Origin of the sequence: Pseudanabaena sp. 'Roaring Creek', from assembly GCF_001402795.1 — a bacterium.
In the GTDB taxonomy this organism is placed as follows: Bacteria; Cyanobacteriota; Cyanobacteriia; order Pseudanabaenales; family Pseudanabaenaceae; genus Pseudanabaena.
The window spans coordinates 1-17,047 of record NZ_LIRE01000115.1 but is presented as its reverse complement, the minus strand read 5'-3'; the positions used below and the strand labels follow the sequence as shown (position 1 = coordinate 17,047).

Below are 17,047 nucleotides of genomic sequence, written 5' to 3'. Positions count from 1 at the left end.
GTTAGGACAAAAACAAAACCCAGAAGAGTGTTGCGGCGCTTCGCGCCGCAACACTCTTCTGGGTTTTATGTCTTAACTTATTTGGCTATAGCTATAGACCTCTTGAAGAACCGAAAATACTTTAGGTCTATGGGTTTTGATATGATTTTCATCGTAAAATCATATCAAAGCTAGGTTAAAGATTGCTAACTTGGCTTTTGAGTGAATTTTGAAATTGATGTTTTTAAGGCTTAGGTATCTAATTGATTAGCTTGCGCCTATTTTTTACTGTATTCCATACACCAAAAATACCTGCTATAGCTACAGTCACTGGAATTAGGACAAGTCAAAACCCAAGAATTAATTGGCGGCGCGAAGCGCCGCCAATTAATTCTTGGGTTTTATGTCCTAGTACATTTGGCGACAGCTATAATACACCTGAGAATAAACTTGGAACTGGGACTGATTTAGGAGGTTCAGGTTGCGTTAATTCTGCTTTATAACCAACCGAAGCAACAGAGTCATTCAGACATTCTAGAAATAAACTTGCGATAAAAGTTCCATTTGGCAAAGGATATTATTTTAACTAGTTCAACCGAGCCAGTCTTGCAAAAATTATATTCAGATGGACGTTTGCTATTTGATTAGGCAATCTCACCCTAGGAATTTATGATGGTGATGTGAAGCAGGTGCTTCGTAAATACTATCGTTAACTATTTAGCACTACAAAGTATTTTAGAAAGGGTGACTTTGGGTGACTGTTTCTAAATGTGGATAAGGAGTAAAAATGATTCGATACTTGCCCCTTGTGGTGGGGACATTGGGCGGAATTGGTTTGTTAGCCAACCGCATGGTGACTTTAAATCTCACCTCTAGCCAGTCTAGGGCTGATGCGTTGGGGGTTCTATTGAGTGCAGTTTTAATTTTGGTTGGACTGCTATGGCAACAGGTGCAACCAAAGCCTCCCGATGCCGTGACTTTAGTTGGAGAAGAAGGATTTGAGATGGCGGACTCGCTGACCGATGCGGTCAAAACCGAACTGGCTTGGTCATCGCATATTTTACTGACTAATACCGTGACTAAGACGGTGGTAGTTTATTACGATCGCCAAACCATATTGCGTAGGGGAATTTTGGGTAAGAGCGATCGCGTAAATATTGGCGCGATCGCTGAGCGAGTAATGAAAACCCAAAAGCCAGTTTATCTGGTCAAATTAGAACTTTATCCAGGACGGGTGGAGTTTGACTATCTACCTGAAAATACGCAGGGAGCGATCGTGCAACCTCTCGGAGAAAAAGGAGTCATGGTTTTAGGTGCAAATATTCCCCGTAGTTATACAAAGCAAGATGAAAATTGGGTTGCAGCGATCGCAGACAAACTAACCTATAATCTCAGCCAACTTAAGTAGATTTAAGTAAATATCGGAAAACCACTTAACCAATTATCTCCATGCTAAATCGCATTTTCCCGATTATTGCCCTCGTTTCACTCATTAGCTTTGGTTCTTTCGCTTCATCAGTTTATGGACGGACAGCGATCGCGCAAGTTGCACAGGAGAGCGTCGATAAGACCCCAGATAAATCACCAACCGTTCCATCAGACAAATCACCAGAGTTAATTTCTCCCGAAAAACGCGCTCTAATTAAAGAATTACTAGAAATCACCGAATCCAGCAAAGCCGCTCGACAAGTTATGGATGCGATGGTAAGGGCGGAATTGCCAAAACTAGTATCGACAATTCTCAAAAATATCCCCGCGCTCAATAATGATAGTCCCGAAGTGCAAAAGCAAATCAGCGACATCGTATCGCGGATGGCGGTCAAGTATCGCGATCGCGTGGCACAGAAAATCAACCTCGATCAGCTAATTGAGGAAGTTTCCTATCCCGTCTACAATAAATATTTTACCGAGTCCGAATTGCGGGACATTATCGGTTTTTATAAATCCGAAACAGGTAAAAAAGCGATCGGTGTCATGCCACAACTTCTCGGCGAATCTATGCGCCGCACCAATGAAATTTTGTTGCCGAAAATGGGGAGCATCATGGCTGAGATCGTTTCGGAAGAGCTATTGAATGCCCTGCCGCAAAAATGATTTGGTAAATAATCTGGCAAAAGGTTAGGAGTAGTCTAGCGCTCTAGGTTTTATATTTTAATCGTCTTAACGGTTGCTATACTGTAATGCTGAGAGCTTTTGTCGCTTCATCACACCTTTAACAATATTTCAACTGTTATATCAGCAAATACGCATGGCAATTTTAGATCGGCAGGGTCGTTTATTTGGCAAACTAAGCATTCTTGACATCGGGGCGATCGCGACAATCCTGATCGTCCTGATCGGCTTACTCATCGTTCCTGGTAATAGCGGCAATTCGATCGCCCAAATGTTATCTGCCGAAAATAAAACCGTTCAGGTAGATATGAATGTAAGGGGCTTAAGTGCAACCGATCCGCGCAATCTGATCAAAGTTGGCGATAAAGTTAACATCATTATCCGCAACCAACCTCGGGGCGAAGTCACGATCACAAAAGTTGACATTTCTACGCCCAAAGTGGTCGCGGCTAAAGCCGATGGAACGGCAGTGTTTTTTGACGATCCCCGTGCAGTATCCACATCTCAGTCAGATCTCGCCCTCACCCTTGAGGCAACTGCCAGAGTTACCAATGATGGCGTAGTATTTGGCAACGAAAAGGTTAAGGTTGGAACATCCATTGATATTGAAGGTTCTAAATACCTGATTCGTGGGAGTGCGATGGCAGTAAGGTATTAATTTTGTAAATCGTTTACCACCTATCACCAATTACCTATCACCAACCATGCAACCCTCATTTCCTCAAGGTTTTGTTCTTAAAGGTCGCTATGCTATTCGATCGACGATTGGGCAGGGAGGCATGGGGCGTACCTATTTGGCACAAGACCTAGAGCGCTTTAATGAAACCTGTGTACTCAAAGAATTTATTCCGCCTCAAGATTCGCAAGAGGTAACGGAAAAAGCAAAGGAACTCTTTCGGCGCGAAGCCTCGGTACTTTATCAAATTCGCCATCCCCAAGTGCCAGAGTTTCGCGCTACCTTTGAGTCTGAGGGAAGGTTACTCTTGGTACAGGACTATGTAGAGGGTAAAAATTACCGCAATTTGCTGCTCGAACGGCTCAAGACGGGACAGACATTTTCAGAGAATGAGATATTCGCGCTGATGCAGCAGCTTTTGCCTGTATTGAGCTATTTACATAGCCACAATATTATCCACCGCGATATCTCTCCCGAAAACCTAATGTTGCGATCGCAGGATAATTTGCCCGTGCTGATTGATTTTGGCGTAGTTCAAGAGACCAATGCCAAACTTAACTCACAAATGGGCATTCCTGCCTCAACGGTGGCAGGTAAGGCTGGCTACGCACCGCCCGAACAATTACAATCGGGTAATGCCTATGCCAATAGCGATCTTTACGCGCTTGCTGTAACTTCGATCGTCCTGTTGACGGGACGTGAGCCATCGGAATTATTTGACAGCATCAATCTGGCTTGGAATTGGCAACAATTTGCGAATGTCAATCCTGCCTTTGCAAGGGTAATTAACCAAATGTTGAGCTATAAACCCACGAATCGCTATCGTTCTGCTGACGAAGTGATACAGGCTCTACAGGTTGCACAAGCATCTTTTTCGGGGGCAAAGACCTATGCGGTAGGGCGACCAGTTCCATCCAAAGTGGCGGCGACCTTGCCCCAAAGAACGGTATTAGCTGGTGCAAATAACCGCAATCCTGACAATAGCTATGGCAACAGTAATACAAATATGTCGAATTCGGGAAATGGTGGTGGAGTCAACTGGTTTTTTGGCATTTTAATAATTCTCGTTGCGGGTATTGGTTCTTGGGCTGTTACCTCATTTTTCTTTGGTCGCAACCGCGTTACAACGACTAATCCCACTGAGTCAGCGATCGCTTCTCCTAATGCCACACCAAACTCGGTAAATGTAAAAAACATCAATACTAAGCTCGATCTTAAGTCGATTAATGACAGCATCGAACAGGGATTCAGTAGCGAGAAGATCGCATCAGGGCAAGTCGTTAACGTCCTTTTTAATGGTGGGAAAGATGAATTACTTACGGTTTCTTTATCGGGAGCCGATCTACAGATGACGATCCAGAGTGACGATCAAGTTGCTCTCGACCGTAAAGCGATCGATAATGCCTCTGGATATTGGCAAGGACGACTAAAAAAGGATGGGGTTTACTATGTCAAAATTAAAACCACGGGCACGAATGAAACTACCTATAGACTTGACGTTAAGTTAGAAGCTCCAGTAAAACCCCAACCAGTTCCGACGCGAACTGCACCGCCTAGTCCCTCAGTTACGCCCACGGATAAACCCACCGCTACGCCTAGTACTTCCCCTACTGCCACTCCCATAGAACCAACGCGATCGCCCGAACCATCGCCGAGTAGCAGTCCTACTCCATCACCAAAATCGCCCGAACCATCACCAGTGCCAAATCCCAATCAGCCTGCCCCCGAACCATCCAAAACTAATCCCACTCCTAATCTCACTTTCTAATTAATTTCTAATAAATGCAAAATATAAATGCAAAATATAAAAATCAATTTTCAAAAGCTGCATCCAGAGGCTCAGGTTCCCAGTTACGCTCATCTTGGCGATGCGGGGGCTGATGTTTATACGGTTGCGGATGTTACGCTCCAACCCCTAGATCGTGCGGCTATTCCGACGGGATTGGCTGTGGATATTCCCCTTGGTTATGAGATCCAAGTGCGTCCTAAGAGTGGTTTGGCTTTGAAACATGGCATTACGGTTCTCAATTCTCCTGGTACAGTTGATGCTGGCTATCGCGGCGAGATTCAAGTGATAGTGGTTAATCTTGGTAAGGAACCTTACACCTTTACTAAAGGGCAAAAGATCGCTCAGTTAGTATTAAAAACAGTAGTTCAAGCGGATTATGTTGAAGGTGCATTAGGATCTAGCGATCGCGGTACTGGCGGTTTTGGTAGTACGGGATTGAAATAGCGAAGCGAAAAATTTGATCGATTCAATCGATTAAAATATAAAAAATCTCTCATCCCTAAAAAATATGATTGCGGCTAGAGAAAACCTTCCTCAGCTCACTCCCCAAGAATACTTTGCTTGGGAAGAAAAACAACTACACAAGCATGAGTATATTGAAGGTCAAGTCTATGCCATGAGTGGCGGTAGCGTTAATCATGCAAGGATTGCCATTCGCTTTATTACTATGTTTGACGCTCACTTAGGTGTTGGCAATTGCATCATCGGAAACTCAGACCTACGGATTAAGATGGTCAACGCCGAAAATTACACTTATCCCGATGTCAGCGTCACCTGTGACGATCGCGACAAAACCACTACTCAATACATCACCTATCCATCTCTAATTGTTGAAGTCTTATCACCCAGTACCGAAGCCTACGATCGCGGTGGGAAATTTAGACTATATATCGAAAATCCAGTATTACAAGACTATCTATTAGTTAGCTCCACTAGTATCGAAATAGACATCTATCATAAAAAAGACAATGGAGAATGGATAATTATCAACTACAAAGAAGCGGACATGATTGAACTAAAAAGCATCAATCTTACCTTTGTGATCAATCAAATTTATAGAGGTTTGGAACTACATAATGAGGATGCTCCTGAAATGACTCCAACTAAAATTTAAGTTGCGATCGCTTATAGATGCATATACAGTCTGTGGTTCAATGAGTAATAACTATCATCTATAGGAATATTTTTCATCGTGGCGATCGCAAACCAATACGGCTATTACACTGAAGATTATCGGGAATTTGTGATTACAGATCCGCGCACTCCGCGCCCTTGGTTTAACTATATGTGGAATAGCCAATATGCAGGGCTAATTTCCCATACAGGTGGCGGCTTTAGCTTTTTGGAATCGCCACGGGATAACCGCATCAGCCGAATGCGCTATAACTGTCTGCCTTGGGATCGTCCTGGACGTTATGTAATGGTTAAAGATAGCGCCACGGGGAAATATTGGTCGCTGAGTTGGGCACCCACGATAGATTTAAAATATGACTTCTATGAATGTCGGCATGGGCAAGGTTACACGAAAATTACCACCGAGATTAATGGAATTCGTGGTGAAATCACTTACTTTGTACCGACAGATACCAATGCGGAAGTTTGGCGCGTGAAGTTAACGGAACTTTCAGGACAAGTCCGTGATTTAGAGATTTATTCCTTTTTGGAATTATTGATGGGCAATGCTCTCAATGATCAGATCAATCAACCGAACGACAAGCACTTCACGGATATTCATTTCGATCGAGATTTGCAAGTATTGGTAGCCACGCGCCGCTATTGGGTTCTGAATAAGGGCGTTTCCGTTAAGCAACCGAATATTGATTGGAAGTATCAGGTTTATTTCTCGCAAAGTTTGCCAATTTCAGGCTTTGATAGCAGTCTTGACACCTTTATCGGCAGATGGCGATCGGAATCTAATCCTGTGGCGGTAGAAACAGGGGTGATGCAGAATACCGAGATTACGGCGGGCGATCCTGTAGTCGCTTTGCAATCGAAGATTAGCTTGGCAGCAAATAGTTCTGTGGATTTTGCAGTTGTTTTAGAAATTGCACCGAAAGATCCCCCCCTACCCCCCCTTGTGAAGGGGGGCGAGATTTTAGAAAAAGTAGATAAATTTTCTTCTCCCCCCTTATTAAGGGGGGCTGGGGGGGATCTAAGCCTAGAAATTATCGATCTCCATTTTGCTCGGCTTAAGCAGAAATGGGACGATCATATTTCCTGCGTGCAGGTGCAAACACCCGATGAAGCCTTTAATGCGATGATCAATGTCTGGAATCAGTATCAGGCGGCAGTAACTTTTGATATGGCGCGAAATTCGGGCTATTATCACGGCGGATTGCTATTTGGTACGGGAATGCGCGATCGCTTTCAGGATATTCTCGGCGTAGTCATGGTCGATCCTGCGCGAGTCAGAGAGAGATTGATTAAAGCGCTGAACTTCCAATTTAAGGATGGTTCCACTTTACATAATTATTTTGTCCTGACCAATACAGGCGAGCGCACTAACCATTCTGATACGCCTTTGTGGATTCCCTTTGGGATTGTGGAATACCTCAAGGAAACTGGTGATTTTTCAATTTTAGAAGAAGTGGTTCCCTACCATGATGAGACTTTAGGCACTGTCTACGAGCATTTGGTGAGAGCGCTAGACTTTGCGATCGCCAATACAGGCGAACGCGGAATGCCACGCATCTTTACAGGTGATTGGAATGACACCCTCGACCATGTTGGCTCACAGGGCAAAGGCGAAACCACTTGGGGCGCATTTTTCTTAGGTTATGTATTGAAAAAATCTTTACCAGTTTGCGAACAACAAGGCGATCGCGCAGCATTAGATCGATTCCAGAAGTTCTATGAGCATTTGCACCAAGTAACCAATGATGTCTGTTGGGATGGTGAATGGTATTTACGTGCCTTCCGTGACAATGGCGAACCCATCGGCGTATCGAGTGCGTCGCAAGGCAAAATCTTTCTCAACGCGCAATCATGGGCGGTAATTTCCGAACTTGCGCCACAGGAACGTGCCGATAAAGCGATGGCAAGTAGTCGCGAATATTTGGCTACTCCCTTTGGAATGCAAATTGTCGCGCCATCCTTTACGGAAATTGATGACACAGTTGGCTTAATCAGTCGTTGCGTTCCTGGAAAGAAGGAAAATGGCGCAGTGTTTAATCATGCCTCCTCATGGTTTGTATTAGCTTCAATTCTCAATGGTGATACGGAATTTGCTTGGGACATCTATCGCCGCATGATGCCGATTAATTCCTCACAGGCGACTGATGCGAAATGCGATCGCTTTGAAACCGAACCCTATGTCTATCCTGAGTATGTCACCAGTCCCGATCATGAAACCCAAGGTCAGGCAAGCCATTCATGGCTCACTGGTACAGCCGTATGGATGCTTCGCATTGGCATCGATTACATCTTAGGATTCCAGCCCACATTCACAGGCATGATCATCGATCCCAAAATTCCGAGAGAATGGTCTGGATTTACAGCAAAACGTAAGTTTCGCGGTAAGGTTATCGCGCTAACGGTAGTCAATCACAGCGACATCAAGCAGATGACCGCAAACGGCGAGATTGTAGAAGAGAAATTTATAGATTTGACTCGGTATAATGGAGATGAAATAGAGATCGTAGTTCATTTATAAATCCCTACCATAGGCAGTGCAAAGCACCGCCTGCGAACCATACTAAAAATCCCATGCAAATCCATCGTCTAGCCGTTCTTAGTGACAACTATGTGTTTGTCTTGCACGATCCTGCCAGTAATACTGCCGCAGTCGTCGATCCTGCGGTTGCCGAGCCAGTCTTAGATAAGTTAGAAGAACTAGGCGCAAATTTAGTTGCCATTTTTAATACCCATCACCATGGCGATCATGTTGGTGGCAATAATGCGTTAATTAAAAAATTCCCCGATGCAATTGTCTACGGTGGCGAAAAAGACCGCGATCGCATTCCCCACCAGCAAGTATTTCTTAAAGGTGGCGATCGCGTGACCTTTGGCGATCGCGAAGCGGAAGTATTTTTTGTTCCTGGACATACTTACGCGCATATTGCCTATTATTTCCCTGCGGTGGGCGATCAAGGTGGTGAATTATTCTGCGGGGATACTTTATTTGCAGGAGGCTGTGGCAGGTTATTTGAAGGCACTCCCGCCCAAATGCTAGAATCCCTCGATCAATTGCGTCAATTGCCTGACGATACTCGCGTTTGGTGCGCCCATGAATATACCTTGGGTAATCTCAAGTTTGCCTTAACCGTTGATGGTGAGAATCCTGATTTACAAGAGAGGATGGTCACTGCGACAGCCATGCGGCAAAGGGGCGAATCCACGGTTCCAACAACGATTGGTTTAGAAAAGCGGACTAATCCCTTCATGCGTTGGGATGCGCCCGCAATTCAGCGATCGGCAGGAATTGATATTCCCGATCGCGTCTTTGCCAGAATTCGCGGACAAAAGGATAATTTCGCTGGTTAGAATTACCGAATTGGCGACGCTTCGCGCCGCCAATTCGTTTTTTGGAATAAAAAAACTCCTCAAAGAGAAGCTTTTTTGTTTTTTAACTTTATATTCTAACTGGGGTGCAAGGATTCGAACCTCGGAATGGCTGGACCAAAACCAGCTGCCTTACCACTTGGCGACACCCCATTGTGTCTTTTACAGTAATTGGCGCGTTTTTCAAATCTCTTTGATTGCGCGGTAATTACTATAGCAAAGGTATATGGGGTTTTGTCAACCCATTGCCACAAATTTTTTGTAGGACAATGCAAATTATACCAAATCACAAAATGGCTACGCCATTTTCTTCTACAAATCCAAAAGAATGATTGGTGGTGCTTCTCGCCACCAATCATTCTTTTGGATTTAGTTATCAAGCAGGACAGAATCTTTAGACAGAGCGATCTGTAACTTACAAAATCCTTCAATATGACTGCAAACATCTTGGAGGTGTTGCTCAGCCCATGCTTGTCCGTTACTGAATGGGGTATCGAAACCATTGGCAAAAACATGAACGAGGGGATCGCTAGCATCGGGCAACACTAAAACCCAGTCAAAATCGCTATAAAAAACCTTGACCCCATCGATCAGTTCTACCTTTTCTCTCCCATAGGATTCGACTAGGTGGCGCATGAGCGTGCCTTTGATGCTCCAAGGGCAACGCACTAGCTGCTTCCGAAAATGACAACGGGGTAAATGCAACCGTACCTGCGATAGCGATCGCTTTTGCAGCGTAATCCATTCCATAATTTTGGCAATGCTAAACATGGCATCAAAGCCTGGATGCAGTTGCGGGAAGATAAATCCCATTTCAGCCGAGCCTCCCAACACTACCCCCTCATGGCTATGACAGGTTGCCATTAACGCTGTGGGATTAGCGCGGGTACGGATCACTTTGCCTGCATGACGCTCCGCAATTAATTCCACCATGCCTGAGGCGGAGACAGGAACGACAATAGTGCCGCCATGTTGTGACATCAGAGCCATTTCCACCATTAAACCCGTCAAGAGCTCATCGCGGATAGGCTTACCCAATTCATCGATCAAGATAAACTTTTCGCCATTAGCAAAGACCTGTACCCCAAAGTTGGCTCTAACCGCCTTGACCACATCGGTTAGTTGGGTCAACATTTTTTCGCGATCCACGGGAGCGGGAGCCACTTCATTGAGACTGGCATTGAGAACGACGACATCGGTGCTAAATTTGCCTAAAATCCTTGGTAAGACTGCCCCTGACACGGCATAGACGTAATCAATGACAATTTTTTTGCAATCGCTAAAACGAATTGATTCTACATCAATGTTTTTGGCAAACCCAGTGTTGTAATAATCCAGTACGCGGGTGGGATAGCTAATTTCCCCAATTTCCTCAATACGGGCGCGGCGGAAGTCCTCTTTAAAAAAGGTTCCTTCGATCTTTTTCTCTGTCGCTTTGTTGATATTAATGCCATTACTATCCAAAAACTCGATCGTTACACAGTCACTGCGATCGGGATGGACGCGCACATGGATACCACCGACAACGCCTAAACTGGGCGCAATGAATCGCGAGATGGGAATTGCCGTGGCTTCAAGGTTCTCCACATTAATGCCGACAGACATTAACCCTGAAATTAGCGATCGCGTCAGCATTCGGCAGATCGTCCGCTGATCTCGCGATACCATCACATGGGAATTGGGGCGTAGGGTTGCACCATAGGCCGCCCCCAGCTTGACGGCAAATTCAGGCGTAATATCCACATTGGCGAGACCAGATACGCTATATTGCCCAAATAGATTTCGTGATGCCATCGCTCCCCAAATTAAGTTTGTGGTAAGGGTTGCGCCTGCTTCCACATGCTTACTTGGCCAAATCCGCACATTGGGAAAAACTCTCGCCTCTTCCCCAATTACTGAGTTAGAGCCAACCACGGCTCCCTCCATCACATGGGCTCGTCTACTAACCCTCACGTTGCGCGAAATCGTGCAAGCCCAGAGATGACATTCCTCAGCAATCATGGCACTATTGCCCACGATCGGTCGCTGGAGATCGCAATCAGCGCCAATGGTGACGCGATCGCCAATGATCGTTCCTGCGGAAATTTTAGTGCGATCGCCGATCGCGCAGTTGCTACCAATCAATACAGGTGGTTCGATCTGTACCGTAGGCGAGATAACCGTATGTTTGCCAATCCAGAGTCCTGTCCGTAGTTGCACGTAGTCCATATCTAAATGAACTCTTCCCCTAATGGCATCATATTGGGCTTGCCGATAAGCCTCAAGGGATCCAATATCGCACCAGTAGCCACTGGCGATATAGCCATACATAGGGACATTTTTGGCAAGCAACAGGGGAAATAGATCGTTAGAAAAGTCGCTGGGCTGATTTGCGGGTAAAAAATTTAAAACTTCAGGTTCCAGAATGTAAATACCTGTATTCACCGTATCGGAAAAGACCTCACTCGTTGAGGGTTTTTCTAGAAACCTTTTAATACGATCTTCTTCATCGGTAATCACCACTCCAAAGGCCATCGGATCGCTTACTCGCCTTAAAATCAGGGTAGCTTGAGATTTTTTGGCGCGATGGAATTTGATGGCGGCAGTCAGATCGAAGTCAGTGATGCTATCGCCGCTGATTACCAGAAAAGTACTATTTAAAAGGCTTTCTACGTTTTTGACACAGCCAGCGGTTCCCAGCGGTTGATCCTCCTCAACCACATACATCATATTTACGCCAAAATCGGAGCCATCACCGAAATGTTCTCGAATTACATCAGGCAGGTAATGCAAAGTGGCGATTACTTCGCGAATGTCATGACGTTTTAATAAATTGAGAATATGCTCAGTAATCGGTCGATTTAGTACCGAGACCATCGGTTTTGGCATATCACACGTGAGCGGACGTAGTCTTGTTCCCGACCCGCCTGCCATCAATACTGCGCGCATAGATCCTCCGAACGTCAATACGTAATAGGATTAGGCTCTAGTATCGTTCAAATTTGCGATAAAGCAATGAAAATAAACCTTAATCCTGAAGCTATCCCCACCAAAATCTCTACCAAAGTCTCTACCAAAATTATTGTGGCGCTAGATGTCCCATCGGCGGCGGAAGCGATTAATTTATGCGATCGCTTACCACAGGTGGATTTCTGGAAAATAGGACTGGAGCTGTTTATAGCCGATGGCGTTACGGTTTTACGCGAACTAAAGACCCGTAACAAACGGATTTTTCTCGATTTAAAGCTCCATGACATCCCCAATACCGTAGCCTCAGCATGTCGAGTTGCCACTAAATATGGTGCAGATTTCTTAACAATTCACGCAGCAGGCGGTGGGGCAATGATGCAAGCTGCGCAAGCGGAGGTTCAAGAATCGTCAACGCAACTTTTAGCGGTTTCGCTCTTAACCAGTATTTCGGCGACAGCATTAGCCGACGATCTCAAGGTTGGTTTAGATATCCCTGAATATGTCTCCCAGATGGTTTTGTTGGCACGATCGAGCGGTTTGCATGGAGCCGTTTGTTCTCCCCATGAGGCTGCCAAACTACGATCGCTATTAGGTGATGATTTTTGCTTGGTGACTCCGGGAGTGCGCCCGAGCGGAGCCGCAGTTGGCGATCAAAGTCGCGTAATGACTCCTCGGCAGGCGATCGCCGCTGGTGCTAACTATTTAGTCATTGGTCGCCCAATTACAGCGGCAGTAGATCCCATCGCAGCATGGGAACAAATTTGCCAAGAATGCATCTAAACTACAGCCCATCTCACTGAATTTCCATAGCGATCGTTAATTCATTCGTTAATTCATTTAAATAAACATGAAAAAACTAAATTCCCTTATCCTCACCGCGCTTGTTCTCTTGAGTTCGGGCTTTGCCCTAAGAGCTATGCCCGCTAATGCTGAGAGATGGACTGCAATCACCCAAACTAAGGGAGTTGTTAAAGCTGAAGATGATTCTGTAAAATCGGAAGTCTTAGCACAACTGAATCTAACAGCGGATCAGAAGAAGAAACTAATTGCTATTACTACGGATACCTATAAGAAAGTTGCCCAAAACCTGACTCCCGAACAACGCCAAAAGCTGGAAACAGGTTTAAAAGCTAGACAAGGATTTGTGCCCGTCTTAAAAACATTAAATTTGACTGCCGATCAAAAGAAGACGATAGGGGCGCTTCTGGTCGATCACAGAAGGCAGTTGGTGGCGCTGTTGACACCCGAACAAAAGAAAAAATTTGAGGCATTAACTGCAAATAAAAGATAGCTAGGAAAAATTAAAATCCAAAAGATGAGTGGCGGCGCTTCGCGCCGCCACTCATCTTTTAGTCGCAAGGAGACGGCGCAAAGCGCCGTCTCCTTCTTTGCAGTTTTAACTTACTTTAGATACTTGTAAAAGTTTGTGATACTCATCTTCCGAGACGAGATCGAGGGAGCTTTCTACCCGATCTAAAAAGACCTTACCTTCTAAATGATCGTATTCATGTTGGAATATTCGAGCCACAAAATCCGTTAATTTAGCAACTTGCCGATCGCCATATCGATCCGTATAGGCAACTTCAATTTCACGGTAGCGGGGTACTAGCCCGCGAATCATGGGTACGGACAAACAACCTTCCCATCCTTTTTCAGTTTCCTCTGAATGCGAGATGATTTGGGGATTGATCATGGCTGTTGGTTCCATTTGGGGCGCATGAGGATAGCGTTGATTGGGATGGGAAGCCACAATTAATAATTGTAGCGATTTCCCGATTTGAGGGGCTGCCAAGCCAACACCCCTACTTTCTTTGAGAGTAACTAGCATGGCATCAATGAGCTGTTGGATCTCGCGATCGCTCGTATCAGCGATCGGTTGAGCAATTTGCCTCAAGATCGGATTACCGATCTGGTAAACCGATTGCTTAGGAGCTTTTTCAGTAGATAAATGCGTAGATAAATGGGTAAATAAAGTAAATATCTGATTAAAGGGTTTATTAAATTTTTTGTTAAGCGTTTGATTAATCAATTTAATTGGCTGGGTAAACATAGATGAATTACTTAGATGAATTACTTAGATGAATTACCTGAAAATCTATCTCTATGATAGTCTCCCTATAGAAAACATGGCTATCGCCAGAAACCCAAGAATAGAAGGTTGGCGCTCAGCGCCAACCTTCTATTCTTGGGTTTTGATTTTGTCCTAACGCAGATGGCGACAGCTAACAGCTATATCATTAAGGGCGCTATGCTTTAGGATTTGCTTCGTAGGCGAGAATATCGATCAAGGCATCAGCTTCAGTGACAGCTAAACGTGCTTTCTGATACTCATCTTCAAACTTAGCATTAGCCGTTGTGAGTCCTTGCATGATCATAATCGCAAAATATTCACGTTTTGTCATTCCTTCGACAAGGCTATCAGTATCTCGGTTATAACCAACAGGAAATGCGCTATCACTGCGTCTAGTGGACATATGTTGTTTTCCTAACAAAATATCAAGGCATATTTTAGCATTTCAGGAAAGTAGTTCGGGAAATTTACGAGCTAACTCAGCGATCGCAGGGCAAATTGGCGCATTTTCAGTGCGGTTTTCTAGAGTATTCCAACTGAAAGGGGCGGCTTTTGCCGCTGAAAGCCATAGTAATTTCTTGGCACGGGTCATGCCAACGTAAAGTAGCCGAAATTCCTCAGCCTGTTTGAGGTAGTTATATTGCGCCCAAGCTTCTTCAGCGTTAGGAAGGCGATCACCGTGAACGATCGCCCGAATCTGAGCCCGCGTTACTTCGGGCAAGCCGAAATCCCCCAAGAACTTAACCGCTTCAGGAATATAGGCTTCTCCAGGACAAATGCGTTTATGGAGAAAGGGCATGAAAACTACATCCCAGTCTAAACCCTTGGACTTGTGCAAACTAATAATCGTTACCTGTCCGCCTGTCATGTAACGTCCTTCTAAATTCTCATCTTCAACAGCTTCAAAACTCTCCGATTCCACAATTTCTCGTAGGGCTTCAATTACGGTTTGCATTGAGTAATTGCCGACGAGTTGCTGGTTGAGGCGATCGCCTAATTTATCCGCCGTTGCTAATAGTCCTGCCTCTTCGTCGTAGAGGGTGAAGGCAATAAAGGGAATCAGGTTGTATAGGGGGAGCGTTATTTTGGCACGGAGCAGCCCGATACATTTGGATTGAGTTTCTTGCGCGAGGGGTGATAGGCTCGGATCGAGGAGGGTGGGATAGAGAAATTTTTCGGGATTGCTGGCAAGCGCATTGAGATCTTGCTGTGATGAGATTTTTTGGCGATCTTTGAGAACTTCTAAGGCTGACTTGAGATTGTCAGGGGAATGGGGGCGTTCCATAAATTGCAAAATTGCCAACATATCCATCGGTACACGCGAACGGCGATCGCTCTGTTCCACATCATAGATTTTTATGTCATGCTCTTTGCTCAGCCCTGCCAAGGCATCCGCCACAAATCGCCCTTGATTATGTTGGCGCACCAAAATCGCCATACTGGTCTGGGGATTTTGGGCATATAGTTGCAAAATGTGATCGCCAATCATTTCCATTTCCCGCTCGATATCATCGGGAGTATAAATCTCTACACCCTTGCCAAGGGGTTCGGGGTTAGCATTTGCCTGCGGGTCATCAGCATCGACGGGGCGGATTTTTTGAGGACGAAAGGGCTTCTCGATGCGTGCATATTCGGAATGATTGACCCAATGTAGGACGTAATTAGCGGCGCGCATTATATTGCTGGTACTGCGTCCCGCCCGATCGAGGGTGGAGAGTTGGGAATTGAGGTGACAGCGATCGCAAAACTCATTAAAAAAACGCGGATCGGCGGGCGTAAAGGTAGAATTAATCGCTTGATTGGGATCGCCAACTCGCATGAGGTTTTTAACCTCCGCTCCCTCCGATGACAAGGGCGGCTGGGCGAGGGAATGCTGCGCCAGAATCTCTAATAACTTAGTCTGTAATGGAGAAGAGTCTTGAGCTTCATCTTCAAATACCGCAAAAATCCTTTCTTGCCAATATTTACGAACGTTATCATTTCTTAATACTCGCAAGGCTCCCAAAATCATATCGTCATAGTCGATCGCTCCTTCCTGTCGTAGTAGGCGCTCGTAGGTTTCATAAAGCCCCGCCGCAATTTCTAAAATATTTCCTCCATCAGGGGCTTCGGCATCGCGCAGCTCTAATGGACTCAAGCCAGAGCTTTTTGCGGTAGCGATCGCTTCTCTCGCTAAGCTCGGCAATACATCGGTACGCAATACGGTTTGTCGGCGCAAACGTTCGGTATCCTCACCATCAAAGTTTCTACCTTCGAGAAGTAGATCGTATAGTTTAGGATTCTCTTTCACCCAGAGATAGGTGGCATTGCGAATTAGCTTCTGTTTGAGCGATTCGGAAATAATCTTGGTTTCTCCCACACCAAATCCCGATAGTTCGCGATGGGTACTGGCAATGTTATAAGCCAAGCTATGGAGAGTACTGACCGTAAAAGCACTCTGGGGTAAGTGAAGATTTTTTAAATGCTCGGATACTTTTTTGCGAATATTGCTGACCGCCGAGCGCGTAAAGGTAACGATTACTAGCTGCTTTTGCCGATGGAGTTGCAACTTAGCGATCGCGATCGCCGCCGCAACTGCCATTCCCGTCGATTTCCCTGCGCCTGGTACTGCGGATACAGCCAACTCTCCTCCCTGCCAGTCTGCCATTGGTTGTTGCCCTTTACGGAGAGTTTGACGCAATTCATGAAGAACTTCAGGGGAAACCATAGGGAATTTATAACAGGAAATCAATTAGTATTTTCAATTAGTATTTTATAGCTGTCGCCAGTCCTATTAAGACAAAATCAAAAACTCAAAGAGACAATTGTCCTTGAAAGTTTATGGAATTTTGCTTGCAATATAGCAATCCTAAATGGTTTGTGGAAGAGCACCCCTTCGGGGTGCTCTTCCACAAACCCCAAAATCTACAAATGATTTAGGATAGCTATATAAATCCAAAATGAGTTGAGAGAGGCTTCGACTTCGCTCAGC

Annotated in this window: 14 protein-coding genes and 1 tRNA gene; 10 read left to right on the top strand and 5 right to left on the bottom strand. The window is 45.2% G+C overall.

Going from position 1 to position 17,047, the window contains the following annotated elements:
• The first annotated feature begins 766 nt into the window (after window positions 1-766).
• The 8 genes from AC805_RS03920 to gloB all read left to right on the top strand — a co-directional run bounded on the left by AC805_RS03920 (window position 767) and on the right by gloB (window position 9,038).
• Complete coding sequence (locus tag AC805_RS03920; protein WP_009627475.1) at window positions 767-1,387, top strand: cofactor assembly of complex C subunit B; 621 nt, start codon at window positions 767-769, stop codon at window positions 1,385-1,387.
• Window positions 1,388-1,428: 41 nt separating this feature from the next.
• Window positions 1,429-2,073: a DUF2059 domain-containing protein gene (locus AC805_RS03915; RefSeq protein ID WP_055074198.1), complete on the top strand. Its 645-nt coding sequence runs from the start codon at window positions 1,429-1,431 to the stop codon at window positions 2,071-2,073.
• Window positions 2,074-2,227: 154 nt separating this feature from the next.
• Entirely contained in the window at window positions 2,228-2,749 is a 522-nt protein-coding gene (locus AC805_RS03910) for a DUF4330 domain-containing protein (protein ID WP_055074197.1), read from the top strand.
• 46 nt (window positions 2,750-2,795) lie between these two features.
• A complete protein-coding gene (locus AC805_RS03905; protein ID WP_055074196.1) occupies window positions 2,796-4,535 on the top strand; it encodes a serine/threonine-protein kinase in 1,740 nt (579 codons plus the stop codon).
• A 27-nt stretch (window positions 4,536-4,562) separates the two neighbouring features.
• On the top strand, window positions 4,563-5,000 hold the full coding sequence (gene dut / locus AC805_RS03900; RefSeq protein ID WP_055074195.1) for a dUTP diphosphatase: 438 nt from the start codon (window positions 4,563-4,565) through the stop codon (window positions 4,998-5,000).
• Between the two features lie 64 nt (window positions 5,001-5,064).
• Window positions 5,065-5,670 carry a Uma2 family endonuclease gene (locus AC805_RS03895; protein WP_055074194.1) on the top strand — a complete coding sequence of 202 codons (606 nt, stop codon included), beginning with the start codon at window positions 5,065-5,067 and terminating at the stop codon, window positions 5,668-5,670.
• A 78-nt stretch (window positions 5,671-5,748) separates the two neighbouring features.
• Window positions 5,749-8,208, top strand: coding sequence for a GH36-type glycosyl hydrolase domain-containing protein (locus tag AC805_RS03890; RefSeq protein ID WP_055074193.1), 2,460 nt, complete (start codon window positions 5,749-5,751; stop codon window positions 8,206-8,208).
• A gap of 53 nt (window positions 8,209-8,261) precedes the next feature.
• On the top strand, window positions 8,262-9,038 hold the full coding sequence (gene gloB, locus AC805_RS03885) for a hydroxyacylglutathione hydrolase (protein WP_055074192.1): 777 nt from the start codon (window positions 8,262-8,264) through the stop codon (window positions 9,036-9,038).
• A 99-nt stretch (window positions 9,039-9,137) separates the two neighbouring features.
• Here gloB and AC805_RS03880 read toward each other — a convergent pair.
• Together AC805_RS03880 and AC805_RS03875 are read right to left on the bottom strand one after the other, a co-directional pair.
• Window positions 9,138-9,209: transfer RNA gene (locus tag AC805_RS03880), tRNA-Gln, on the bottom strand.
• 216 nt (window positions 9,210-9,425) lie between these two features.
• Window positions 9,426-11,984, bottom strand: coding sequence for a mannose-1-phosphate guanyltransferase (locus AC805_RS03875; RefSeq protein ID WP_055074191.1), 2,559 nt, complete (start codon window positions 11,982-11,984; stop codon window positions 9,426-9,428).
• 66 nt (window positions 11,985-12,050) lie between these two features.
• On the opposite strand from AC805_RS03875, the gene pyrF reads away from it, so the two are divergent.
• Both pyrF and AC805_RS03865 read left to right on the top strand, forming a co-directional pair.
• Window positions 12,051-12,785, top strand: a complete 735-nt coding sequence (gene pyrF, locus AC805_RS03870) for an orotidine-5'-phosphate decarboxylase (RefSeq protein ID WP_055074190.1) — start codon at window positions 12,051-12,053, stop codon at window positions 12,783-12,785.
• Between the two features lie 67 nt (window positions 12,786-12,852).
• Complete coding sequence (locus AC805_RS03865; RefSeq protein WP_055074189.1) at window positions 12,853-13,296, top strand: hypothetical protein; 444 nt, start codon at window positions 12,853-12,855, stop codon at window positions 13,294-13,296.
• Window positions 13,297-13,401: 105 nt separating this feature from the next.
• Here the strand turns inward: AC805_RS03865 and def are convergent, their stop codons facing one another.
• The 3 genes from def to AC805_RS03850 form a co-directional block, all read right to left on the bottom strand.
• Window positions 13,402-14,055: a peptide deformylase gene (gene def / locus AC805_RS03860; protein ID WP_197278623.1), complete on the bottom strand. Its 654-nt coding sequence runs from the start codon at window positions 14,053-14,055 to the stop codon at window positions 13,402-13,404.
• Between the two features lie 196 nt (window positions 14,056-14,251).
• Window positions 14,252-14,479 carry a hypothetical protein gene (locus AC805_RS03855; protein ID WP_009627339.1) on the bottom strand — a complete coding sequence of 76 codons (228 nt, stop codon included), beginning with the start codon at window positions 14,477-14,479 and terminating at the stop codon, window positions 14,252-14,254.
• Between the two features lie 42 nt (window positions 14,480-14,521).
• Window positions 14,522-16,783: an ATP-dependent helicase gene (locus tag AC805_RS03850; RefSeq protein WP_055074188.1), complete on the bottom strand. Its 2,262-nt coding sequence runs from the start codon at window positions 16,781-16,783 to the stop codon at window positions 14,522-14,524.
• Between the last annotated feature and the right edge of the window lie 264 nt (window positions 16,784-17,047).

Excerpts from the sequence above, each read along its gene's own strand:
- AC805_RS03920 (WP_009627475.1), top strand. The coding sequence starts at position 767 with ATGATTCGATACTTGCCCCTTGTGGTGGGGACATTGGGCGGAATTGGT.
- AC805_RS03915 (WP_055074198.1), top strand. The coding sequence starts at position 1,429 with ATGCTAAATCGCATTTTCCCGATTATTGCCCTCGTTTCACTCATTAGC.
- AC805_RS03910 (WP_055074197.1), top strand. The coding sequence starts at position 2,228 with ATGGCAATTTTAGATCGGCAGGGTCGTTTATTTGGCAAACTAAGCATT.
- AC805_RS03905 (WP_055074196.1), top strand. The coding sequence starts at position 2,796 with ATGCAACCCTCATTTCCTCAAGGTTTTGTTCTTAAAGGTCGCTATGCT.
- dut (WP_055074195.1), top strand. The coding sequence starts at position 4,563 with ATGCAAAATATAAAAATCAATTTTCAAAAGCTGCATCCAGAGGCTCAG.
- AC805_RS03895 (WP_055074194.1), top strand. The coding sequence starts at position 5,065 with ATGATTGCGGCTAGAGAAAACCTTCCTCAGCTCACTCCCCAAGAATAC.
- gloB (WP_055074192.1), top strand. The coding sequence starts at position 8,262 with ATGCAAATCCATCGTCTAGCCGTTCTTAGTGACAACTATGTGTTTGTC.
- AC805_RS03875 (WP_055074191.1), bottom strand. The coding sequence starts at position 11,984 with ATGCGCGCAGTATTGATGGCAGGCGGGTCGGGAACAAGACTACGTCCG.
- pyrF (WP_055074190.1), top strand. The coding sequence starts at position 12,051 with ATGAAAATAAACCTTAATCCTGAAGCTATCCCCACCAAAATCTCTACC.
- AC805_RS03865 (WP_055074189.1), top strand. The coding sequence starts at position 12,853 with ATGAAAAAACTAAATTCCCTTATCCTCACCGCGCTTGTTCTCTTGAGT.
- def (WP_197278623.1), bottom strand. The coding sequence starts at position 14,055 with ATGTTTACCCAGCCAATTAAATTGATTAATCAAACGCTTAACAAAAAA.
- AC805_RS03855 (WP_009627339.1), bottom strand. The coding sequence starts at position 14,479 with ATGTCCACTAGACGCAGTGATAGCGCATTTCCTGTTGGTTATAACCGA.
- AC805_RS03850 (WP_055074188.1), bottom strand. The coding sequence starts at position 16,783 with ATGGTTTCCCCTGAAGTTCTTCATGAATTGCGTCAAACTCTCCGTAAA.